Annotated in this window: 21 protein-coding genes; 16 read left to right on the top strand and 5 right to left on the bottom strand. The window is 64.3% G+C overall.

Annotated features, from left to right (window positions below; all coding sequences use genetic code 11):
* Nucleotides 1-37: 37 nt before the first annotated feature.
* Complete coding sequence (locus JC607_RS06570; RefSeq protein WP_198836152.1) at nucleotides 38-787, bottom strand: DsbA family protein; 750 nt, start codon at nucleotides 785-787, stop codon at nucleotides 38-40.
* A gap of 88 nt (nucleotides 788-875) precedes the next feature.
* Here JC607_RS06570 and JC607_RS06565 point away from each other — a divergent pair, with 88 nt between their 5' ends.
* The 13 genes from JC607_RS06565 (at nucleotide 876) to xseA (ending at nucleotide 16,876) form a co-directional block, all read left to right on the top strand.
* Nucleotides 876-2,027, top strand: coding sequence for a pyridoxal phosphate-dependent aminotransferase (locus tag JC607_RS06565; RefSeq protein ID WP_198836151.1), 1,152 nt, complete (start codon nucleotides 876-878; stop codon nucleotides 2,025-2,027).
* Between the two features lie 90 nt (nucleotides 2,028-2,117).
* Nucleotides 2,118-3,380 (top strand): N-acetylmuramoyl-L-alanine amidase, encoded by a 1,263-nt coding sequence (locus tag JC607_RS06560; RefSeq protein WP_198836150.1) that lies wholly within the window; start codon nucleotides 2,118-2,120, stop codon nucleotides 3,378-3,380.
* Between the two features lie 282 nt (nucleotides 3,381-3,662).
* On the top strand, nucleotides 3,663-6,218 hold the full coding sequence (locus tag JC607_RS06555; protein WP_198836149.1) for a PBP1A family penicillin-binding protein: 2,556 nt from the start codon (nucleotides 3,663-3,665) through the stop codon (nucleotides 6,216-6,218).
* Nucleotides 6,219-6,343: 125 nt separating this feature from the next.
* Nucleotides 6,344-7,465 carry a peptide chain release factor 2 gene (prfB, locus tag JC607_RS06550; RefSeq protein WP_198836148.1) on the top strand — a complete coding sequence of 374 codons (1,122 nt, stop codon included), beginning with the start codon at nucleotides 6,344-6,346 and terminating at the stop codon, nucleotides 7,463-7,465.
* 189 nt (nucleotides 7,466-7,654) lie between these two features.
* The gene (gene argC, locus JC607_RS06545; RefSeq protein ID WP_198836147.1) at nucleotides 7,655-8,683 is read left to right on the top strand and encodes an N-acetyl-gamma-glutamyl-phosphate reductase; all 1,029 of its coding nucleotides are present in this window, start codon (nucleotides 7,655-7,657) and stop codon (nucleotides 8,681-8,683) included.
* Between the two features lie 114 nt (nucleotides 8,684-8,797).
* Nucleotides 8,798-9,259 carry a cytochrome c maturation protein CcmE gene (ccmE, locus tag JC607_RS06540; RefSeq protein WP_198836295.1) on the top strand — a complete coding sequence of 154 codons (462 nt, stop codon included), beginning with the start codon at nucleotides 8,798-8,800 and terminating at the stop codon, nucleotides 9,257-9,259.
* 147 nt (nucleotides 9,260-9,406) lie between these two features.
* The gene (argS, locus tag JC607_RS06535) at nucleotides 9,407-11,149 is read left to right on the top strand and encodes an arginine--tRNA ligase (RefSeq protein WP_198836146.1); all 1,743 of its coding nucleotides are present in this window, start codon (nucleotides 9,407-9,409) and stop codon (nucleotides 11,147-11,149) included.
* Between the two features lie 74 nt (nucleotides 11,150-11,223).
* A complete protein-coding gene (locus tag JC607_RS06530) occupies nucleotides 11,224-12,450 on the top strand; it encodes an SPOR domain-containing protein (RefSeq protein ID WP_198836145.1) in 1,227 nt (408 codons plus the stop codon).
* A complete protein-coding gene (locus JC607_RS06525) occupies nucleotides 12,447-13,478 on the top strand; it encodes a glycoside hydrolase family 3 N-terminal domain-containing protein (protein ID WP_370584763.1) in 1,032 nt (343 codons plus the stop codon). Before JC607_RS06530 ends, JC607_RS06525 begins: the two co-directional genes overlap by 4 nt.
* Nucleotides 13,475-14,287: a ScpA family protein gene (locus JC607_RS06520; protein ID WP_198836144.1), complete on the top strand. Its 813-nt coding sequence runs from the start codon at nucleotides 13,475-13,477 to the stop codon at nucleotides 14,285-14,287. Before JC607_RS06525 ends, JC607_RS06520 begins: the two co-directional genes overlap by 4 nt.
* Complete coding sequence (gene scpB, locus JC607_RS06515) at nucleotides 14,284-14,928, top strand: SMC-Scp complex subunit ScpB (RefSeq protein WP_198836143.1); 645 nt, start codon at nucleotides 14,284-14,286, stop codon at nucleotides 14,926-14,928. Before JC607_RS06520 ends, scpB begins: the two co-directional genes overlap by 4 nt.
* Nucleotides 14,929-14,970: 42 nt before the next feature.
* The gene (locus tag JC607_RS06510; RefSeq protein WP_198836142.1) at nucleotides 14,971-15,177 is read left to right on the top strand and encodes a hypothetical protein; all 207 of its coding nucleotides are present in this window, start codon (nucleotides 14,971-14,973) and stop codon (nucleotides 15,175-15,177) included.
* A gap of 58 nt (nucleotides 15,178-15,235) precedes the next feature.
* A complete protein-coding gene (gene xseA, locus JC607_RS06505; protein ID WP_198836141.1) occupies nucleotides 15,236-16,876 on the top strand; it encodes an exodeoxyribonuclease VII large subunit in 1,641 nt (546 codons plus the stop codon).
* A 27-nt stretch (nucleotides 16,877-16,903) separates the two neighbouring features.
* Here the strand turns inward: xseA and JC607_RS06500 are convergent, their stop codons facing one another.
* The 3 genes from JC607_RS06500 to JC607_RS06490 form a co-directional block, all read right to left on the bottom strand.
* Nucleotides 16,904-17,413 (bottom strand): hypothetical protein, encoded by a 510-nt coding sequence (locus JC607_RS06500; RefSeq protein WP_198836140.1) that lies wholly within the window; start codon nucleotides 17,411-17,413, stop codon nucleotides 16,904-16,906.
* A 1-nt stretch (nucleotide 17,414) separates the two neighbouring features.
* Entirely contained in the window at nucleotides 17,415-17,849 is a 435-nt protein-coding gene (locus JC607_RS06495; protein ID WP_198836139.1) for a hypothetical protein, read from the bottom strand.
* Between the two features lie 103 nt (nucleotides 17,850-17,952).
* On the bottom strand, nucleotides 17,953-19,050 hold the full coding sequence (locus JC607_RS06490; protein WP_198836138.1) for an alkane 1-monooxygenase: 1,098 nt from the start codon (nucleotides 19,048-19,050) through the stop codon (nucleotides 17,953-17,955).
* Nucleotides 19,051-19,221: 171 nt separating this feature from the next.
* Here JC607_RS06490 and ftsY point away from each other — a divergent pair, with 171 nt between their 5' ends.
* The 3 genes from ftsY (at nucleotide 19,222) to JC607_RS06475 (ending at nucleotide 22,203) form a co-directional block, all read left to right on the top strand.
* A complete protein-coding gene (gene ftsY / locus JC607_RS06485) occupies nucleotides 19,222-20,454 on the top strand; it encodes a signal recognition particle-docking protein FtsY (protein WP_198836293.1) in 1,233 nt (410 codons plus the stop codon).
* A 108-nt stretch (nucleotides 20,455-20,562) separates the two neighbouring features.
* Nucleotides 20,563-21,537: a hypothetical protein gene (locus JC607_RS06480; RefSeq protein WP_198836137.1), complete on the top strand. Its 975-nt coding sequence runs from the start codon at nucleotides 20,563-20,565 to the stop codon at nucleotides 21,535-21,537.
* Between the two features lie 33 nt (nucleotides 21,538-21,570).
* Complete coding sequence (locus tag JC607_RS06475; RefSeq protein WP_198836136.1) at nucleotides 21,571-22,203, top strand: inner membrane-spanning protein YciB; 633 nt, start codon at nucleotides 21,571-21,573, stop codon at nucleotides 22,201-22,203.
* A 108-nt stretch (nucleotides 22,204-22,311) separates the two neighbouring features.
* On the opposite strand, the gene JC607_RS06470 is transcribed toward JC607_RS06475, so the two are convergent.
* A complete protein-coding gene (locus tag JC607_RS06470; RefSeq protein WP_198836135.1) occupies nucleotides 22,312-23,010 on the bottom strand; it encodes a glutathione S-transferase N-terminal domain-containing protein in 699 nt (232 codons plus the stop codon).
* Nucleotides 23,011-23,122: the final 112 nt, after the last annotated feature.

The following is a 23,122-nucleotide window of genomic DNA, read 5'->3' as shown; positions in this document are numbered from 1 at the left end:
AAGGATTGCGGGGCTTTTTTAATCTGAAATCTGAAGGTCAGCCCTTGCGCTGCCGCTCGACAATCTGGCGCATTCCGTCCAGCGGCACATAGCCCCGCACCATCGCATCGTCGATCACGAAGGTCGGCGTGCCATTGATCGCCATCGTATCGGCCAGCGCATAATTGGCGTCGATCACCGCCTGGACCTCAGGCGTTGCGGCCTTTGCCAGCAGCGCCGCCCCGTCATATCCCAGCCCTTCCGCCAGACGTGTCAGCGTCTCGGGCGTCATATCGCCACGCATCGCGAAAAGCGCGTCATGCGCTTTCTTATAGGCCTCGTCGCCATGGAGCATCTTCACCGCGATGGCGAATTTTGCCGCCAGCACCGACTGGTCGCCCAGAACCGGGAATTCCTTCAGCACGAAGCGGATATTGCCGTCGCTTTTCACCAGTTCTTCGACCTCTTCAAAGGCCTTGTGGCAATAGCCGCAGCGGTAATCCATAAATTCGACCAGCACCACATCGCCCTGGAGGTTGCCGCCCGACCAGTCGGCGGCATTGTTGAAGATCGCATCGCGGTTCGCGGCCAGCATGTCGATATCGCGCGAGGCGGCGGCATCATCCTCGCGGGATTGCAGAACCTTCATCGCCTCGATGATGATTTCGGGATTGGCCAGAAGGTAGTCGGCCACCGCGTCGTTGAAGACCTCCGGCTCGGCGGCGATCATGTCTTTCAGGCTTTCCGCCTTTACCGCAGGAACTGAGACAGCCGTCAGAAGCGCGGCAAGGGCGAGGGCGGGGCGCATAGGGGGAATCCTTCCGGGTTGACCTTGGCACGCGCAGGGTCCAGTCAGCCGGCTGGCGCGTGATTTCCGGCATTTTAGGGGGCAGCGGATGGGCAATTCAAGTCAGGGATCCAGGCGGGGTGATGTCGATCCCTTTATTGTGATGGATGTGATGGAACAGGCCCGCCGGCTTGAGGCCGAAGGCCGCCATATCATCCATATGGAGGTTGGCCAACCCGGCACGCCCGCGCCGAAAGCCGCCCGCGACGCGCTGATCCGGGCTCTTGATCAGCCGCTGGGCTATACGGTCGCGACTGGCCTGCCGGAGCTGCGCGCGGGCATCGCCGCGCTTTACCGGCGCTGGTATGATATCGACCTTGATCCTGCGCGGGTCATCGTGACCTCCGGTTCTTCCGGCGCGTTCCTGCTGGCGTTCACCGCGCTGTTCGATGCCGGCCAGCGGGTCGGGCTCGGGGAGCCGGGCTATCCGAGCTACCGCCAGATCCTGCGTGCGCTGTCGCTGGTGCCGGTCGGCATCCCGGCGCAGGATGAGAACCGGCTGCAGCCGGTGCCGGCGGATCTTGACGGCCATGACCTCGACGGGCTGATCGTCGCATCGCCGGGCAATCCGAGCGGCACGATGCTGGACCGCGATGCGCTGGCGGCGCTGACCGGCTGGGCAGAGGCACGCGGCATCCCCTTCATCTCAGACGAGATCTATCACGGGCTGCATTACGGCGCGCGGGCAGTTTCGGCGCTGGAGGTCAGCGACAACGCCTGGGTGATCAATTCCTTCTCGAAATATTTCTCGATGACCGGCTGGCGCATCGGCTGGATGGTCGTGCCGGAGGATCAGATCCGCAGGGTCGAGCGGCTGGCGCAGAATATGTTCATCTGCCCGCCCCATCCTGCCCAGATCGCGGCGCTGGCGGCGCTGGATTGCGCCGATGAGCTGGAGGCCAATCGCGCCGTCTACCGTGAGAACCGCCGTCTGATGCTGGAAGGCCTGCCGAAGGCCGGTTTCACCCGGATCGCGCCGCCGGACGGGGCGTTCTACATCTATGCGGATGTGTCGGATCTGACGGAAAACAGCCTGGAATTTGCCAGCGAGATCCTGCAGGACGCCGGCGTGGCGGTGACGCCGGGGCTGGATTTCGACCCGGTCCGGGGCCGGCAGCGGCTGCGCTTTTCCTATGCGCGGGCGACCGCGGATATTGTCGAGGGGCTGGCGCGGCTCTCGCGCTTCATGGCCGCAAGGTGAATGGACTTCACATGGCGGATTTTCCATAATCATGGGAACATTTTCCGGCCTTTGACAGGTTCCGGATGCGGGTTGCGGGGATCGGGCTCTATGGGCGTTTCAAGGCTGGCGCGGGCAGTTGTCGTCGCTCTTGGTGTCATCCTGTCCGGCGCATCCGTGCCGGACCTCAGGGCCGAGACAGGCCCGCAGCCCGTCACACCTGTGCTGAGCGCGCTGGCCCGGTTTGATCCGGCGCAATCCTCGCTTTCGCAGGAGACCGGCGATCTCGTGCTGGATCTGTCGATCAGCCAGCCGGTGCCCTGGCGGGTGAGGATGCTGGATAACCCGCCGCGCATGATCCTTGACATGCGCGAGGTGGACTGGAGCGGGCTTGACCGGATGCCACAGGCGGTGGAGCCGGTGCGTGCGATCAGGGCGGGGATTTTCCGGCCGGGCTGGTCGCGCCTCGTGATCGAGCTGGACGGGCCATGGCAGGTGATGCGGGCGGGGATGGAGACGGGGCGGGCAGGCGCGGCGGACGCGGTGCGGCTGACCCTCCGGCTGAGCCCGAGCTCGGCTGCGAATTTCGCGAAGATCACCGCGCTGCCAGAGCCCGAGGAATGGGCGCTTCCGCCCCCTGCCGATGTTCCGGTGATCGAGAGGCGCGCGGGCGGGCCGATCATCGTGGTGCTTGACCCCGGTCATGGCGGCATCGACCCGGGCGCAGAACGCGACGGCCATAAAGAAGCCGATCTGATGCTGACATTCGCGCGTGAATTCAAGGAATTGCTGGCGCGTGACGAAAGGTTCAGGGTGGTTCTGACCCGCGAGGAAGACATCTTCGTGCCGCTTGAGACGCGGATCTCGGTGGCGCGGGCGGCGGGCGCGGATCTGTTTCTCTCGCTCCATGCCGATGCCCTGGCCGAGGGCGAGGCGCATGGCGCAACACTTTACACCCTCTCAGATGCGGCCAGCGATGCCGCGGCGGAGGCGCTGGCCGAACGGCATGAGCGTGACGATCTGCTGGCAGGGATCGATCTTTCGGCCCAGGACGATCTGGTGACGACGGTGCTGATCGATATGGCACGGACCGAGACAAAGCCGAGGATCGACCGGCTGGTGGCGGCGCTGGAGGCGTCGATAAAGGGGGCGGATCTCAGGATGCATCGCAAGCCGCATCAGGAAGGCGGCTTCTCGGTGCTGAAATCCCCCGATATTCCTTCGGTCCTGGTGGAGCTGGGCTTTTTGTCCTCGGCCCGGGATCTGAAACGGCTGACCGATCCGGACTGGCGGGCCAGGATGGCCGCGGCGATGCGGGACGGGATCCTTGTCTGGGCGAAGGAAGACGCGGCTTTGCGGGCGGTGCGCGACTGAGGGCGGCGCGGGACGGGGGCTGCGTGCCGTGACGGGCCGGGCAGGGGGCGCTGCCCCCGTCATGGCGGGGCCATGACTCCCCCGGGATATTTTGAGACAGAAAATGCAGCGGGAGGTCTGGCGCTTTGGTGAGGATCCCAGGGCATGTTTGGTCGGGCATGTTCGGTCGGGCATGTTTGGTCGGGCGGTTTCCGCCGGGGTGACGATCTGGTGATGGCCAGGGTTTTGACGGGGGGGCGCGTCTGATATAGGGAAAGGCAGCATCATCCGGGGATCTGAGCAGTGTTGCGATTCATCGCCTCTTTCTTTGGGGCTATCTTTTCAGCTGTCACGCTTGGCATCTTTTTTGGTGCCCTGACGGTTGGCGCGATTTTCTGGATGTATTCGCGCGATCTGCCGAGCCATGAGAGCCTCGCGAAATATGCCCCCGCCACCATCAGCCGGATCTATTCCGGTGAGGGGCGGATTCTGGATGAATTCGCCGATGAACGCCGGCTGTTTGTCTCGGCCGAAGATATTCCCGATCTGGTGAAACAGGCCTTTGTTTCGGCCGAGGACAAGAACTTCTTCAGCCATCAGGGCTATGATGCCGGCGGTATGCTCGCCGCCTTTTCCGAGGCGGTCAGATCGCGCGGCCAGGATGTGCGCGGCGCCTCGACCATCACGCAGCAGGTGGCAAAGAACATGCTGCTCGACGGCACCCGGAAAGGCGCCGCCGGGGTCGAGCGCAAGATCAAGGAAATCATCCTCGCCACAAGGCTTGAGGAGACGCTGTCAAAGGAAAGGATCCTCGAGATCTATCTCAACGAGATCTTTCTCGGGCAGAATTCATATGGTGTCGCAGCAGCGGCCCAGACCTATTTCAACAAATCCCTGACCGAGCTGTCACCGCATGAGGCGGCGACCCTGGCCTCGATGCCGAAGGCGCCGTCAGACTTCCACCCGGTGCGCAATCGCCAGAAGCTGATCGACCGGCGCAACTATGTGCTGCGCGAGATGCGGGACAATGGCTATATCGACGAGGCCAGCTGGAAATCCGAGCGCGAGGCCCCGCTTTTGTCCGTGCAGAACGGCGATTTTCCGTCTTTCCGCCAGGAGCTTCCCGGGCGGACCTATTTCACCGAAGAGGTCTCGCGCCAGCTGTCCAGGGATTTCGGCCGCAAGGAATTCTTTGAAGGCGGCATGACGATCCGCGCCACCATCGACCAGGAATTGCAGGAGATCGCCCAGGCGGCTTTGCGCAAGGCGCTGGAGAAATATGACCGTGGCATCGGGGTCTGGCGCGGCACCGGCAAGACCATCGCAGCCGATCAGCTGTCCCGCGAGGAAGACTGGCGCGCGGCGCTGAGTGCGACGGATGTGTCGCGCGATATTGAGGGCTGGTATCCGGCGGTGGTGCTCTCGCTGGGCGAGCGCTCTGCCACAATCGGCATCGAGGGTGTGGCGGAAACCGGCGATATTCCGGCCGATGACGTGAGCTGGGCCAGGAAGCGCCTGGCCGATGGCAAGCTGGGGAAGAAGGCGACACGCGCCTCGGATCTGGTCGAGGTCGGGGATGTGGTGCTGGTGCGCCGCATGGTGAAGGATGCGGATGGCGCGTTCATCCGCTGGACCCTGCGCCAGGTGCCGGAGGTGCAGGGCGCCTTCATGGCGATGGATGTGAACACGGGCCGGGTCCTCGCGATGCAGGGCGGGTTTTCGTATCAGTATTCGGTGTTCAACCGCGCCACCCAGGCCGAACGCCAGCCGGGGTCTTCGTTCAAGCCCTTCGTCTATGCGGCGGCGCTGGACAGCGGCTATACGCCCGCGACCATCGTGGTCGATGCGCCGATCGAGATCGAGACGCCGCAGGGGCTCTGGACGCCCAAGAATGCCTCGAACAAATTCTACGGGCCAACGCCTCTGAGGACCGGGATCGAGCAATCGCGGAACCTGATGACCATTCGTCTGGCGCAGGAAGTGGGGATGTCGACGGTCGCGGCCTATGCCGAGCGTTTCGGCGTCTATGACCGGCTGGGCCAGCATCTGGCGAACAGTCTCGGCGCTCAGGAGACGACGCTTTACAAGATGGTGGCAGCCTATGCGATGTTCGCCAATGGCGGTGAGCGCGTGGAGCCCACGCTGGTCGACCGGGTGCAGGATCGCTATGGGCGCACCATCTACCGCCATGACAAACGGTCTTGCGAGGATTGCGGTGCCGGTGATCTGCCGAGAGGCGACGGGGTGAAGATCACCTCGAACCGCGAGCGGGTGATGGATGCGATCACCGCCTATCAGCTGACCTCGATGCTGGAAGGTGTGGTGCAGCGCGGCTCGGGCAGAGGCGTCAGGCTGCCGGTGCCGGTGGCGGGCAAGACCGGCACGACCAATGACGCCAAGGATGTCTGGTTCATCGGCTATACGTCGAACATTGTGGCGGGCTGCTATATCGGCTTTGACCAGCCGCGGACGCTTGGCTCGCGCGCCTATGGCGGCACGCTTTGTGTGCCGGTCTTCCAGGATTTCATGAAAGAGGTCGTGAAGAAATACGGCGGCTCGAAGTTCAAAGTGCCGCCGGGGGGCTATTTCGTGAAGATCGACCGGTTCACCGGCGCACGGCTGTCGGATGATGCTTCGGGCGCGAATGTGGTGGCGGAATATTTCCGCGAGGGCACGGATGTCGATTTCGGGCTGGGTGCCATGGTGGATGGCGGCTTCGAGATGGGCCAGAACCTGCCCTTGTTTGCCTATGGCGAGACGGAAAGCGGTTCGGCTTCGGTCACAACCGCGACGGGCGAGACGCGGGTGATCCCGGGCAAGGCGGATTTCGGCACCGTGTCATCGGGCGGGCTCTACTGACCATGGCAGGCGCGCGCGCCGGGCGCCGCGCCTCAGGCTGGTGTCGCAGGACGCGCGCGCACAGGCCCCTTGTTCCGGAGAGCCCCAGGAGATATGACGCCGCTCGATGATTGAGAGGGTGAGTTATGCGCGCCGAGACGCAAGGCAATGTTGATCAGATCCGCAAGTCGCTGGGCCTTCTGGCACAGCGGATCGACCTTGAGATGGCGCCGCACCGGCTTGAGGAGTTCAACGCGCTGATCGAGCAGCCGGATCTCTGGAATGATCCGGCCCGGGCGCAGAAGCTGATGCGCGAGCGGCAGTCGCTGATGGATGCGCTGAACGGCTACCGGCTGATCGAAAGCGGTCTGAATGACAATCTCGGGCTGATCGAACTCGGCGAGGCCGAGGGCGAGGATGCGCTGGTCGCGGAGGCCGAGGATGCGCTGAAGGCGCTGCTTGAGGTCGCGGCACAAAAAGAGCTGGAGGCTTTGCTGAATGGCGAAGCCGATGGCAATGACACGTTCCTTGAGATCAATGCAGGCGCGGGCGGTACGGAATCGCAGGACTGGGCCGAGATGCTGGCGCGGATGTTCACCCGCTGGGCGGAACGGCGCGGTTTCACCGTCGAGATGCTGTCGGAAGAGGCGGGGCAGGAGGCGGGGATCAAATCGGTCGCCTATAAGATTTCCGGCCATAATGCTTACGGTTGGCTGAAGACGGAATCGGGGGTGCATCGCCTGGTGCGGATTTCGCCTTTCGGGTCAGGCGACAAGCGCCAGACCTCGTTTGCGAGCGTCTGGGTCTATCCGGTGGTCGATGACAATATCGAGATCGAGGTACTGGACAAGGATATCCGCATCGATACCTTCCGGTCGTCCGGCGCCGGCGGTCAGCACGTGAACAAGACCGACTCGGCGGTCAGGATCACCCATTTCCCGACCGGGATCGTGGTGACCTCCTCGCTGAAATCGCAGCATCAGAACCGCGAGATTGCGATGAATGCGCTGAAGGCGCGGCTGTACCAGCAGGAACTCGACAAGCGCTCGGCGGCGATCAACGAAGCGCATGATGCCAAAGGGGATGCGGGCTGGGGCAACCAGATCCGCTCTTACGTTTTGCAGCCCTACCAGATGGTGAAAGACCTGCGCACCAGCCATGAGACCTCGGACACGCAAGGCGTGCTTGATGGCGATCTCGATCCTTTCATGGCGGCAACTCTCGCGCTGGATATGGCCGGCAAAAGCCGCGCCGACGCCGAGGGCTGACAGCTGCGCCTCCGGCGGGAGTATTTTTCTCAAGAGGAATACGGCATTTTTCTGCCCCTTCCTCTTGATCTGAATACTCCGGGGTGCGGGGCAGGGCCCCGCTCTTTTGCCGCTATGCCGCATTGCAAACAGCGGGAAATCACGTCAGGAAAGCGGGCAGAAATCTCCCCTTGCTGATGGATGCCGCCCATGACCTTCCGCATCGCAATTCTCGGTGCCTCCGGCTATACCGGGGCAGAGCTTGTCCGCCTGATCGCCGGCCATCCTCAGATGCGGATCACCGCACTCTCGGCGGATCGCAAGGCCGGCATGGCGATGGCGGATGTGTTTCCCTTCCTGCGCCATCTCGACCTGCCGCAACTCGTGAAGATCGATGAAATCGACTTCGCTCAGATCGACCTTTGTTTCTGCGCGCTGCCCCATGCCACCAGCCAGGCGGTGATCTCACAGCTGCCAAAGGATCTGAAGATCGTCGATCTTTCGGCCGATTTCCGTCTGCGCGACCCGGCGGACTATGAAAAATGGTATGGCCAGCCCCATACAGCCGTCGAGATGCAGAAAGAGGCGGTTTACGGCCTCACCGAATTCTACCGGGATGACATCCGCAAGGGGCGCCTGATCGCCGGCACCGGCTGCAATGCCGCAACCGGGCAATATGCGTTGCGCCCGCTGATCGCGGCGGGGGGCATTGACCTCGATGACATCCTGATCGACCTCAAGGCCGGGGTGTCGGGGGCGGGGCGCTCGCTTAAGGAAAACCTCCTCCATGCCGAACTTTCGGGCGGCACCCATTCCTATTCGGCGGGTGGCAAACACCGCCATCTCGGCGAATTCGATCAGGAATTCTCGAAAATCGCCGGCCGCCCGGTCCTGGTGCAGTTCACCCCGCATCTTCTGCCGATGAACAGGGGCATTCTCGCCACAACCTATGTGAAGGGCGACGCGAAGGCGGTCCATGCCGCGCTTGCGGCGGCCTATGTGCCAGAGCCGTTCCTGCATGTGCTGCCCTTTGGTGCCTTGCCCTCAACCCGGGATATTGCCGGCTCGAACCATTGCCATATCGGGGTGGTCGCCGACCGGATCCCGGGGCGCGTGGTGGTGATCGCGGTGCTTGACAATCTGACCAAGGGCTCATCTGGCCAGGCGCTGCAAAACGCCAATCTCATGCTTGGGATCGAGGAAACCACGGGCCTGTTGATGGCGCCCGTTTTCCCCTGATATCCTGCAGGGAACTTGATCGAGGTCAGGGCAAAGGGCCGCAAAACCTGCCACCTTTGCCCTCACGATGGAAGGACAGCCATGCATAGCACCGCGAAACCGCAATTCCGGGGGATGAAAGGGCTGAAGAAACAGCGCCGCATCCAGATCATCGTGCTGGCGGCGCTTGCCATGGTCATGGCCACGATCCTCATCGGATTCGCCCTGAAAGACGGCATCAACTTTTTCCGCAGCCCGACCCAGGTGCTGGATGAGGCCCCGCCCGAGACCGAAACCTTCCGGCTGGGCGGCCTTGTGAAAACCGGCTCCATCGTCAACCGCGCCGGCGTGCATTTCGATTTCATCATCACCGATGGTGGCGCCGAGATCCCGGTCCGCTATATCGGCAAGGATCCGCGCCCCGATCTCTTCAGGGAAAACACCGGCACCATCGCCACCGGTAATCTCATCAGGGGAACCTTCGAGGCGACCACGCTGCTCGCCAAACATGATGAGACCTATATGCCCAAAGAGGTGATGGATGCGCTGAAGGAACAGGGGCTCTACAAGGATCCGAAAGGTCAGCCGGGCTCCTGATCATTTTCTGTCTCTAAATATCCCGGGGGTGAGCGGCCCCGCCGCGAGGGGGCAGGGCCCCCTTTCCCGACCCGAAATCCAGGGCTTCGCTTGACCAATGCCGCCACCTCTGGCAATGCCTGAACCATCAGGACAGGATTTGATCAGATGAACCTCTTTGCGGATATCCGCGGCGCGGTGGTGGATGCTCTGGGCCGGATGGCTCAGGACGGCGTTCTGCCCGCAGGTCTCGACCTCTCGAATGTCGCGGTCGAACCGCCGCGCGATGCCGCGCATGGCGATATGGCCACCAATGCCGCCATGGTGCTGGCGAAACCCGCAGGCCTCCAGCCGCGCGTGATCGCAAGCGAGCTGGCGACCCGCCTGCTGGAAGATCCGCGCATTGCCGGCGCCGATGTTGCAGGCCCGGGCTTTCTCAACCTGCGGCTTGATGATGCGGTCTGGCAGGGGCTCGTCCGTGCGGCGCTCGCGGCGGGCAATGATTTCGGCCGCTCCGCCATTGGCGGCGGCGAGAAGGTGAATATCGAATTCGTTTCGGCCAATCCGACCGGCCCGATGCATGTCGGCCATGTGCGCGGTGCGGTGGTGGGCGATGCGCTCTCGAACCTGCTGGCCTTCTCGGGCTGGGATGTTACCCGCGAATATTACATCAATGATGGCGGCGCCCAGGTCGATGTGCTGGCGCGTTCGGCCTATGAACGTTACCGCGAGGCCAATGGGCTTGAGCCCGAGATCCGCGAAGGGCTCTACCCCGGCGATTACCTGATCCCGGTTGGCGAGGCGCTGAAAGAGAAATACGGCGCCAGCCTGATCGACCAGCCGGAATCCGTCTGGCTGACCGATATCCGCGAATTTGCCACCGAGGCGATGATGGGGATGATCCGCGAGGATCTCGCAGCACTTGGCGTCCGCATGGATGTCTATTCCTCGGAAAAGGCGCTTTACGGCACCGGTGAGATCGAAGCGGCCATCACTGAGCTGCGCGCCAAAGGTCTGATCTATGAGGGCGTGTTGGAGCCCCCGAAAGGCAAGCTCCCCGAAGATTGGGAAGCCCGCGAACAGACTTTGTTCCGCTCCACCGATCACGGTGACGATGTGGACCGCCCGGTGATGAAATCGGATGGCTCCTGGACCTATTTCGCGCCCGATATCGCCTATCACTACAATAAGGTGAAACGCGGCTTCGATCAGCTGATCGATATTTTCGGCGCCGATCACGGTGGCTATGTCAAACGGATGAAGGCGGCGGTGGCGGCGCTGTCCGGGGGCCGCGTGCCGCTGGATATCAGGCTGATCCAGCTGGTGAAGCTTTACAAGAACGGCGAGCCCTTCAAGATGTCGAAGCGTGCGGGCACATTCGTCACGCTGCGCGATGTGGTGGAAGAGGCGGGGGCCGATGTCACCCGTTTCATCATGCTTACCCGCAAGAATGACGTCGCCCTGGATTTCGATTTCGCAAAAGTGCTGGAGCAGTCCAAGGACAATCCGGTCTTTTACGTGCAATATGCCAATGCGCGGGTGAATTCGGTTCTCAGGAAGTCGCGCGAGGCCGGAACCCCGGTCGATGACACCACGCTTCTGGCGGCAGATCACGCCTCTTTGTCGCATCCGGCGGAAATCGGGCTTTTGAAAAAGATCGCCGAATGGCCGCGTCTGGTGGAAATTGCCGCCCGCAATAACGAGCCGCATCGCATTGCCTTCTATCTCTATGAACTGGCATCCGAGTTCCACGCGCTGTGGAACCGTGGCAATGATGAAACGGAATTGCGCTTCGTGCAGGAGAAAGTGGCTGATTCACAGGCGAAAATCGCCCTTGCGCGTGCCACGGGCGTTGTCATTTGCGCAGGTCTTGCTATCCTTGGTGTGACGCCGGTTGAAGAGATGCGCTGACCAAAAGCGCCCGCAATCGGCCACGAACAGGCAAAGGGCATTATAAGCCCTGAGAGCAGGCGCAGAGGGCAGGCATGGCAAACGCTGATTACGGCGATTACGGCGGCTACGCATCACAGGCGCGGCCGGGCAGTTTTTCCGAGGCCGCTCCGATGCGGGCGTCCCGAATTGGCGGGGCGCAGCGCGGTGGTTTTGACGCCGCGCGGGGCCAGTCGCAGCCCCAGACGCCAGCCGGTATGCGCGGGGCATTTCAGGCTCATGACGGCTATGCGGCCCAGTCTGCCCAACCGCAGCCACAGCCGCAGATCCCGCTGACGCGCGGCCAGCGCATGGTCAATATGGCCGGCGCGCTTGGCTCGGTGGCGCTGGTCCTGTCGCTTGGCTATTGGGGCTGGGAACTCGCGGTGCGCGATGTGCGCGGTGTGCCGGTGGTGCGGGCGCTGGAAGGTCCGATGCGGACCGCGCCGGAAGAGGGCGGCGGCATGGTGGTCGATCATCAGGGCCTTGCGGTCAATGATGTGGCGGCGCGCGATGGCGGCAAGAATTCGGACCGCGTGGTGCTGGCACCGGCGCCGGTCGATCTGGCGGCGGATGATGTGGCGGGTCTTGCCCTAGCCTCAGCCGCGCCTGCGGTCGCGCCTCTGGCCCCGGCACTGGCATCAGCCGGAACGGTGGATGCGCCGCGCATGTCGGCGGCCGAGGAATCTCCCCTGCCGCTTGAGGTCAGCCCCGAACAGCTTCCCGCCGCGCCGGTCCTCGCCACCGAGAGCCAGCCTGCCACCATCAGCCAGGATGAGGCGGTGGCGCTTGCTCTTGCCGAAGCCCTTGGCATGGATGAGACCGCCTCGGCCGATCTGGTCGCAGCGGCGGCACCTGCCGCGACCCCGGCGGCGCCCGGTGCGATGACCTCTTCGCCGCGCCCGCGCGCGCGGCCGTCGACACTTGCTGCAACCGGCAGCACTGCCACAGGCACGCCCGAAAACGTGATGCAGACCGCAGCCGTTACCTCAGCGCCTTCGGGTGCCGGCAAGGATCCCGCCACCATCGAGGCCGGTGCGCGTCTTGTTCAGTTCGGTGCCTATGACAGCGAGGCGCAGGCCCGGGCAGAATGGCAGAAGATCGCCGCCAGACTTGGGCCGCTGATGGTGGAAAAACAGATGGTGGTGCAATCGGCGGAAAGCGGTGGCCATACCTTCTGGCGGCTGCGCGGCTTTGGTTTTTCCAGCGAAGATGACGCGCGCCGCTTCTGCTCGGCTGCGGTGGCGGAACAGATCAACTGCATCCCGGTGACCCACAGATGAGCATGGCGGCAGGGCCCGAAATCGGGCGCGGCGCGGCGATCTTTGGCCTTGCGGGCCCGGATCTGCTGCCGCAGGAGCGCGATTTTTTCCGTGACTATGACCCGTTCGGGTTCATCCTCTTCGCGCGCAATGTCGAAGACCCTGCGCAGCTGTCGCGTCTGACCGCTGACCTGCGCGACGCCGTGGGGCGGGACGCGCCGGTCCTGATCGATCAGGAAGGCGGCCGCGTCCAGCGGATGCGCGCGCCGCATTGGCGCGAATGGGAGCCGCCTTTTGATCTGATCGCCCGCATCGGCCCTGACCACGCGCCGCGCGCGATGGAGATCATGGCGCGGCTGATCGCATGTGAACTGCGCGCCGTCGGGATTGATGCGAATTGCGCGCCGGTTCTCGATGTGGCCCGCGCCGACACCCACCCGTTCCTGAAAAACCGCTGCTATGGTCCCGGCCCCGAGGCGGTGGCACGGATCGGTCGCGCCGTGGCCGATGGCTATCTTGCCGGTGGCGTGCTGCCGGTGATCAAGCATATGCCCGGCCATGGCCTTGCCCGCCAGGACACCCATCATGAACTCCCCCGCGTGACCTCGTCGCGCGCCGCGCTGCATGAGGTGGATTTCTGGCCCTTCACCGCGCTGTCCGATCTGCCGATGGCGATGACCGCCCATATCGTTTTCGCCGATTATGACCCGGATCATCCCGCGACCCAGAGCCCCGGGATGATCCGGGTGATCCGCGACGAGATCGGCTTTCACGGCCTGTTGATGACGGATGACCTGAATATGGAGGCGCTTTCTGGCAGTCTGGCCGACCGCGCCGGTGCCTCGATCCGGGCGGGCTGCGATATCGCACTGCATTGCAAGGGGGATTTTGCCCAGATGCAGGAGGTGGCCACTGCCGCCGGTGAGATGACTGAGTCCGCAAAGGCGCGGGCGGCGCGGGCGCTGTCACGCCGGGTTGCGCCCGGCACGGTTGACATCGAAGGCCTCGGGGCGGAGTTTCTTGCTCTGTCGCGGGATGCCGATGGATGAGTGACGAGAAACAGCTGCCTCTGGCCGAAGACTGGTCCCTGCCGGAACGGCTGGACCCCGCCGCCCGGCTCGCCGCCGAGGCGCTGATCGTTGATGTCGACGGGTTCGAGGGGCCGCTGGACCTTTTGTTGACGCTGTCCAGGACGCAGAAGGTCGATCTGCGGCGGATCTCGGTTCTGCAACTCGCGGAACAATATCTTCTCTTCGTGAACAGGGCCGCGAAGCTTCGGATCGAGCTCGCGGCGGATTATCTGGTGATGGCGGCCTGGCTCGCCTTTCTGAAATCTCGTCTGCTTTTGCCGCCCGAACCGGGCGAGGCGGGGCCCTCCGCCGAAGATCTCGCCGCGCATCTCGCCTTCCAGCTGGAACGGCTGCAGGCGATGCGCGAGGCCGCCGCGCGGCTGATGGCGCGCGACCAGAAAGGCCGCGATTTTTTTGTGCGCGGCCAGCCCGAGACCGTGTCATTGCAGCGCAAGACGCAATGGGAGGCGAACCTTCTCGACCTGATGCGCGCCTATGCCCGCATCCGCACCCGCGACGAGTTTCGCCCCTTTGTGATGGACCGCGAACATGTCTTCACCATGGAACAGGCGCTGGACCGGATGCGCGGGCTGATCGGTTATGTCGGTGACTGGGCGGATCTGGCGGGGTTCATGCCCGAGGGCTGGGATGCCACGCCGATGGCGCGGCGCTCGGTCACGGCGGCCCATTTTGCGGCGGTGCTGGAAATGGTGAAACGCGGCCAGCTTACGCTGCGCCAGGGCGAGACTTTTGCGCCGATCCAGATCCGGCGGAGAGATCCGGAATGAGCCGCGAGCCGGAAGAACAAAGCCTTTTCGACGCACCGCCCATGGGCGAGCAGGAGCGCATGGTCGAGGCCATGCTCTTTGCCGCGACCGAGCCGATGACGGTGGCGGAACTGGTGAAACGCATGCCGCATGGCTGCGATCCGGCCGAGGCGCTGGCCTATCTGCGCAAACGCTATGAGGGGCGCGGCGTGCATCTGGCCCGGGTGGGGGATGCCTGGGCCTTTCGCACCGCCGGCGATCTGGGCCATCTGATGGTGCGTGAACAGGTCGAGACCCGAAAACTGTCGCGCGCGGCGATCGAGACGCTGGCGATCATCGCCTATCACCAGCCGGTCACCCGCGCGGAGATCGAGGAAATCCGCGGCGTTGCCGTGTCGCGTGGCACGGTCGACCAGTTGATGGAGATGGAATGGATCCGCTTTGGCCGTCGCCGCATGACGCCGGGGCGGCCGGTGACTTTTGTGGTGACCGAAGGGTTCCTCGATCATTTCGGTCTCGAATCCGCGCGCGATCTGCCGGGGCTGAAAGAGCTGCGCTCGGCCGGGCTGCTTGAAAACCGCCCGATGCCGGGCCTGGATCAGCCACGTGATGATGATGAAGAGGAAGCGCAAAGCGGCCAGAGCGAGCTGTTCGAGGACTGAGCCTGCCGAAGGCCCGGGCCGCGCCACTCCGAGGAGGATGAGATGGATCTGAACCGGCTGATCAATATGCTTGTGAACATGTTCCTGCGCAAAGCGGTGAACAGGGGCATCCGCTCGGCGACCGATTACGCAGCGCGGCGCGGCAAAAGCGAGGCGGAGCTGACGCCGGAGGAGCGCGAAACTGCGCGCAGGATGCGTGATCTTTCAGATAAGGCGAAGAAGGCGGCGCGGCTTGGGCGGCGGCTGTAACGCCACCGGGCCATGCCGCCTGTTGCGCTGCGGCGCGGGGCAGGGCAAAACTGCCCCTATGGAACTTTTCGATGACAGCGAGCCCGGCCAGGGCGGTGGCAACAGCCCGGAATTCACCGTCTCCGAGCTTTCGGGCGCGGTAAAACGGGTGATCGAGGGCGAATTCGGCATGGTCCGGGTGCGCGGCGAGATCGGGCGGGTGTCGCGCCCGGCTTCGGGCCATCTCTATTACGACCTGAAGGATGACCGTTCGGTCATCGCGGCCATCACCTGGAAGGGCCAGGCCGGGCGGCTGACGGTCCGGCCCGAAGAGGGGATGGAGGTGATCGCCACCGGGCGGATGACCACTTTCCCGGGCCAGTCGAAATATCAGCTGATCATCGATGATATCGCCCCCGCCGGGGCCGGCGCGCTGATGGCGATGCTGGAGAAACGTCGCGCCATGTTGCAGGCCGAAGGCCTGTTCGACCCGGCCCGCAAAAAGCCGATCCCCTGGCTCCCGGGGGTGATCGGGGTGGTGACCTCGCCCTCGGGCGCGGTGATCCGCGATATCCTGCACCGGCTCCGCGACCGCTTTCCGCGCCATGTGCTGATCTGGCCGGTGGCCGTGCAGGGCGAACGCTGCGCCCCCGAGGTCGCTTCGGCGATCCGGGGCTTTAATGCGCTGACGCCCGGCGGGCCGATCCCGCGCCCGGATCTGATCATCGTGGCGCGGGGCGGCGGCTCGCTGGAAGATCTCTGGGGCTTTAACGAGGAGATCGTGGTCCGCGCGGCGGCGGAAAGCCGGATTCCGCTGATCTCGGCGGTGGGGCATGAGACCGACACGACACTGATCGATTATGCTGCCGATCTGCGCGCGCCGACGCCGACCGCTGCGGCAGAGCTTGCGGTCCCGGTGCGCCTTGAGCTGATCGCGGGCCTGGACGGGCTGTCGTCGCGGCTCCTGCGCTCGACCCTGCAATCGGCCGAGCGCAAGCGGCAGCGTCTGAGCGATCTTTCCCGCGCCCTGCCGCGCCCCGAGGCGCTGACGGGCCTTGCGTTACAGCGGCTCGATCATGCGGCGGGACGGCTTGGCGGAGCGCTTGGGCTGATGGTGGCGCGCCGGCGCGGCGATTTCGCGCGGGTGGCCGGGCGGGTACAGCCGGGGTTGCTGCTGGGCTATGTGCGCGAGCGGCGTGCCGCGGTGGCCAATCGCGGCGACGCGCTGGAGGCGCGGTTTGCCCGCCGGTATGAGCGCGCCCAGATGCAGCTGGCACAATGGTCCTCGCGGCTGGAGCCGGCACTGATGCGGCTGACCCAGGATGCATCGCGGCGGATTTCCGAACAACGCCAGCGGCTTGAAGGCGTTTCCTTGCGTCTTGATGCTATGCCCGGCCAGCGCATTGCCCGCGCGCGCGAGGCACTGGAGCGGCTGGACCGGACCCGCCAGAGCCTTGGCTATAGCGAGACGCTGAAACGCGGCTTTGCGGTGGTCTGGGGCGATGGCCATGTCGTGACCAGCGCTGATGCGGCGGGCAAGGCCGCCCATCTTGAAATCGAATTCGCTGCCGGCAGGTTCACGCCTGCAGGCCCGTCAGGGGGCACCGCGACAGATCGACCGACGCCGGCTCCGGCACCAGCCGCCCCGGTCCGGCCGGCAAAACCGGCGAAACCGCGCGGGGATGGCCCGGAAGGGGGCGGTCAGGGATCGCTTTTCTGAGCGCCCCCGCCTTTGCCTTAAGCCAGATCAGGCGCCCAGATAGGACTGGCAGGAGATCGGCCCCTGGGCGGGGTAGAGCATGATCGGCGGCAGCTCATAAAGCCCCTCATAGCGCCCGAGAATCCAGCCGGCACGGTCATGATAGGTCCAGCAGACCGGTTGATCGGGCTTGTCCTCGTAGAAGAAGCAGATGTTGTCGCCGACCTGGTCCCAGCTGCCATGCATGCAGCGTTCGGCATCGCGCCAGATCACCCTTTGACCGGAGAGGAAGCTTTCGACGCCGTAAAGCCCGCTCTCGGAATCATAGGTGTCGAAGGTCTTGCCCCGGGTCAGCGCATCAAACTGCGCCGCGTCGAGCGCGGGGTCAGCGCCGGACTCAGGGGCGGTATCGGGCAAGTCCAGCGGGGCCTCATCGCCGAATTCGGCCTGGGGCGGCGACTGGAATTGCTGTGCGCCTCCGTCCTGAGCCATGACCGGGGCGGCCAGCAGGGCCAGGACCGCCAGCACGGGCGCTACATTACGGAAAGCTTGCGTCATTTTACACCCCCACATCCGGCGCGGGGCAGGCCAGCGGCTCCGGCGTCTCGTTGATCACGGTCAGTTCCGATCCCTCAAAGCCATTGGCCGAGAGCGCGCGCAGCTCCTCCCCTTCGGTCCAGAAGGTCCAGCAATGCTCGCCAACCCCGTATTCATAGACAAAGCAAATCTGGCCCTCTCGTTCAAACCAGCTGCCATACTGACATTCATCGGGCGAGGTCTTCCAGCGCACCTTGCGATTGGGCAGATATTCCTCGATCCCGAAGATCGCACCATATTGCGACCAGGTGAGGGTCTTGCCCTCGACATAGGCGTTGAATTCCGCTGCGGTCATGGGGGTGACCGTGTCAGCCGCGCCAGGCTGAGCGACGCCCTGGAATAAGGCGATCCCGAAAACGAGCCCGAGACTGCGGGAAAGGACAGGGGTGAAACGCATCTGAACTCCTTTAACGCGGTCTGGCGGCGGGGGAGTGCCGGGCCGGGGCCGTCCTGGGGTGAAACCTGCCAGAGGCTGGCGGAATATGCCAGTCAGGCATCTGTTACCCCGGGATTTGCCCGGGCCCCGTGTCGCTTTGACGCCAGCGTTTCAGATGCGGCCGGATGGCCCGCGCCCAGGTGCGGGGCAGGAAGGCAAGCGTACAGGCCACCGGCAGCGGCCATGGCAGGCGCGGTGCCTCATCTGCCGCGGGCAGATGCAGCGCAGGCCAGGGGCGCGTGGGATGGGCGTGATGATCGGAATGGCGCGGCGCGTTCAGCATCATGGCCGAGCTGAACCAATGCGCGGTGTTCCAGCTGTGGCGCGGCCCGACCGGCTCTGGCCGGCCATCAGCAAGGATGCGGCGCCTGAGCCCGTAATGCTGCACATAATCCGAAACGAGGATCTGCATCTGGGCATGAACCCCCAGGAGGATCCAGGCGAGGATCCCGGCAAGGCCCGCAACAGCAAAGGCCAGGCTCATAGCGATCAGACCGCCAAGCGCATAGATCGCGTAAGGATGCAGGCCCTGACGCGAGCGCGCCCTTGCGCGCAGATCGGTTTCCGCCTGCCGGCCCAGACGGAAAGACCAGATCCAGGCGCGGGGGGCAAAGCGGTAAAAGCTCTCGCCTTCGCGGGCGGAATTCGGGTCCTGGTCGGTTGCGACAAAGCGGTGATGCACCAGGCGATGCGCCGAGGCATGCTGGCCGAAAAGGATCGCGGCGTAAAAGGCCTGACCGAGACGGAAAAGCGGGCGCCTGGTCCGGTGGATCAGCTCATGCGCCGCCGGATGGCCGACCTGGCCCAGCCAGAAACCAGACCCGAAGAACATCAACAGACGCTCGCCGGCGGAAAGGCCGGACGCTCCGGCAACAGCCCAGACCACCACCGGCAGCAGCACCAGGGCTGACAAACCGATCCCGGCCAGCAGCGCATCGGCGCCGGGAAACTCCTGGCCCTCTTCGCCCGCGCCCGCGACCCAGGGGATCAGCTGATCAAGCAGCACCGACAAAAGCGCCATGTAAAGGAACCCGGCCCAGAGCCAGGCCCCGCCCATGAAGGCGCCAATGATCAGAAGCGGCACCGGCGTCGCGGCGGCCAGGGCGAAGGCCAGCATCGGGATCGGCGCCGCAGGGGGCGAGAGGAGATCGGGGTCAGACATGATAGCGGCACCGAAGCACGAAACCCGGGCAGGGAAAAGGCCGCGCCTTGTCGCGGGTGACGGGCGGGCGCGACGATCGCAACGGCCATGAGAGGTGGGCGCAGACCCAATGCCCTTTACTTCACAGGTCAAAATGACCAGGTAAAACACGACAGAATGAAGGGTTTTGCCATGTCGATCTTCCGCAAGCTCAAGGACCGGCTGTTCCGCTCATCCGACAAGATCGGCGAGGGGCTTGATGCCCTCGTTCAGGAAGGCGCGGTTCAGGAAGGTGCGGATCAGGCGGATGCGGTTGATGCTGCCCAGGTTCAGGCTGAACCGACCCGGGGTGGCGAGGAGCGGCAGGCGGCAGTTGCTGCGACCGACCTTCCCGAAGCGAAGGCCATTTCGCCAGAACCGGTGCCGGATGCACCAGCGCATCAGGCACCGGCAGATGTCGCGCCGCGCGTCCAGGTCCATCCTGCCGCAGAGCTGGTTCCTGCGGTGCCGCCTGCGGCGCCAGCGCCGGTGGAGCCTGCGAAACCCGGTCTGCTCGGGCGTCTTTTCGGCAGGGGCGAGGCGGCAGAGCCGCGCCGGGTGCTTGATGACCAGATGCTTGAAAGCCTTGAGGAATTGCTGATCCAGGCCGATCTGGGCGTGGACACCGCCGTACGGGTGACCGCCAATATCGCCGAGGGGCGCTTTGGCCGGAAAGTCTCGACCCGCGAGCTGAAAGAGGCGCTGGCCGGTGAGGTGGCGCGGATCATGACGCCAGTTGCCAAACCGCTGCCGCTTTATGCGAAAAAGCCCCAGGTCGTGCTGGTGGTGGGCGTGAATGGCTCGGGCAAGACGACGACCATCGGCAAGCTTGCAAGCCAGTTCCGCGCCGCCGGCAAGACCGTGGTGATCGCCGCCGGCGACACATTCCGCGCAGCGGCGGTAGAACAGCTGAAGGTCTGGGGCGAGCGCGCCGGGGTGCCGGTTCTGACCGCACCCGAGGGCTCTGACCCGGCAAGCCTCGCCTTTGACGCGCTTGGCCGTGCGCAGGAGGAGGGCGCGGATCTTTTGATGATCGACACCGCCGGCCGGCTGCAAAACCGCCAGGATCTGATGGAGGAACTGGCGAAAATCGTGCGCGTTCTGAAGAAAAAAGACCCGACCGCGCCGCATAACACACTTCTGGTGCTAGATGCGACCACCGGACAGAACGCCATCACCCAGGTCGATATTTTCCGCAAAATTGCCGATGTCTCGGGCCTGGTGATGACCAAACTTGACGGCACGGCAAAAGGCGGTGTGCTTGTCGCGCTGGCCGATAAATTCGGCCTGCCCATCCATGCGATCGGCGTTGGCGAACAGATCGATGATCTCTCCCCCTTCGATCCGGATGACTTTGCCCGGGCTCTGGTCGGGCTGGAGAAATAGCGCCGGTCGCGGCGGCGCCAGACCGGGATAGTGGTGATGATTTATAAGGTCTTCGCGGGTTGCACATGTGGTGCCGGCCCGGCTGTGTGCGGGACGCGACCAAAGCCGGTGATCGCGTCCTTTCTTGCTCGGGCACTGACCGGGTTCTGGCTGGGGATGGCTGCCCTGCCGGGAGCGGCGCAGCAGGCCGGCCTGTCGGATGCGGCCTGCGCTGCGACGCTGAAGGATCTCGTCCAGGTCTTGCACAGCAACCAGCTTGATCTGAAGGCGACCGCGCGCAGCCTGAAGGATGGCGGCTGCGCCTTTGAAGCAGTGGAGATCGCCGGCGGCGCGCGTAATGCCCCGACCTTTTACGCCGATACGGTGACCATCCATGGCAGCATCCTCGCCTGGGATCGCAAAGGGCAGATGCCGTCATCCGATATGCTGGTCGAGGCCACGGGGATGCGCTTTGCCAATAAAATGGGCGATGCCCGGCTGGATTATATGCTCGCAGCCCAGTCGCGGGTCGGCGCGATGGCGCTGGAACTGCGGGCGGCCTGGGACAGGTCGACCAGCGAGGTGGAGATCTCCCGCGTTGACCTGACCTTCGCCGGGGACTCGCGGATCCTCTTCACGGCACGGGCGAAGAATATCGACCTTTCCACGCCAGGTGCGGCGCAGATGGCGATCATGGGGGCGGCGCTGACCGAGCTCGACCTCGAGATCAGGAGTTTTGGCCTTTTCGAGCAGTTCTTGCTGCCGGTGCTGGTCATGATGATCCCCGATATGGAAGACGCCGACAGCGAAGCCGAATTCGCGGCGCTGGTGAGCGAGAAAAAACTGGAGCTGCGCAGAGCGATCAATCAGCTGCCGGATGCGGCTTTTCCGGCGCCCTCGCGCGCGGCCCTGGCGGCGCTGTTGTCGGATCTGCCGGGCCCGCGCGGCAAGCTTGTGGTGAAGTTCCGCTCTGCCAGCGGTTTTGGCGCGGCGCGGTTCGCGCGTTTTGCGCTGACGGGCCTGCCGCAGACGATGAAAGAGCTCGCGCCATTGTTCGATGGCACACGGTTTGATATCGACTGGCGCCGGGGGGACCGCAGCTGAGCGGTTGCCGGGCGCGGCAGGTGGAAGGCGAATATGGCAGAGAAAGCGATCAAGCCTGTGCTGAAACAGGTGCTGGAGCTGGGGCCGACGGTGCTCTTTTTCGGGATCTATATGTGGATCAAGGATGAGACATATCTGATCGGCGGCACGGATTATTCCGGTTTCATCGTGGCGGCGGTGGTGTTTGTGCCGATCCTGCTGGCCTCGATTGCGGCGCTCTGGCTGCTGACCGGGCAATTGTCGCGGATGCAGGTCTTTACCGGGCTGGTGGTGATCTTCTTTGGCGGGCTGACGGCCTGGTTCAACGATGCGAGCTTCTTCAAGATGAAGACGACGCTGGTTTATGGGACATTCGCGGCGCTGCTGGGGATCGGGCTTTTGCGCGGGCAGAGCTGGCTGGAATGGGTGCTCGGCTCGGCGCTGCCGATGCAGCATGAGGGCTGGATGATCCTGACGCGGCGGCTTGCGCTGGTGTTTCTGGTGCTGGCGGTGGCGAATGAGCTGATCTGGCGCAATATGTCGGAGGCGACCTGGGTGACGCTGGAGACCTTTGCCTTTCCCGCCGCCCTGTTCGTGTTCCTGATGGTGCAGATCACCATGCTGGGGCGCTATGTGATCGAGCCCGCAGAGCCCGGATCCGAGGATGAGAAACGCGGCGAGGGATGAGAGCGGCGCGCGGGGGGCCAGCCCCCCGATGCCCGTGCCGGGCATTCCCCCCGGGATATTTGCGGACAGAAAATGAGACCCGGGCTTTTCGTCCCGGGCCCTTTCCGTTCAGCGTTTGTAGAGGTTTTCGATGGCGGTCCTGTCGAGGGTGGCGGGCCTGGCATCAGCGGCAAGCGCGATGCCTTTGGCAAAGGCCGGGCGCGCCGCGAGGCGGTCAAGCCAGGCTTTGAAATGCGGTTTGTCACTGATCTGCTGCTGCTGTTTCTCCCAGGCGCGCGCCCAGGGCCAGATCGCGATATCGGCGATGGATAGACTGTCACCGGCGACGAAAGCGCGGTCCGCAAGGCGGCGGTCAAGCACGCCGTAAAGACGCCCGACCTCGCGGCGGTAGCGGTCCTGGGCATAGGGCAGCACCTGGGGCGGGTCCATTTCCGGGGCGTAGCGCAGGAAATGATTGGCCTGGCCTGCCATCGGACCAACGCCGCCCATCTGCCACATCAGCCATTCCTCGACCTGGATCCTCTCGCGCTCGGACCTGCCGCAGAGCCTGCCGGTTTTACGGGCGAGATATTGCAGGATAGCACCGGATTCGAAGAGGGAGACCGGCGCGCCGTCAGGGCCATCGGGATCGACAATGGCCGGGATACGGTTGTTCGGCGCTATCGCCAGGAAGTCCGGCGCGAACTGTTCGCCCTTGCCGATATCGATCAGCTTCACCTCATAGGGCAGGCCGAGTTCCTCAAGCGCGATGGCGATCTTATGGCCATTGGGCGTGGGCCAGAAATAGAGGCTGATCGGGGCGGACATCGGCATTTCCTGCATCGGTTCTGAACTGGAGTGACTTTGCGCGAGGGCTGGCAGGGATGCAAGCGAGGCGGGCCCGGCAGGCGGTCGGTCACACGCATTCTGATCTCTTGCA

The sequence above is a fragment of the Paracoccus sp. IB05 genome, from assembly GCF_016405985.1.
Taxonomy (GTDB): Bacteria; Pseudomonadota; Alphaproteobacteria; order Rhodobacterales; family Rhodobacteraceae; genus Pseudogemmobacter.
The sequence above is the reverse complement of the archived record's forward strand: the minus strand, read 5'-3'. Positions and strand labels throughout refer to the sequence as shown.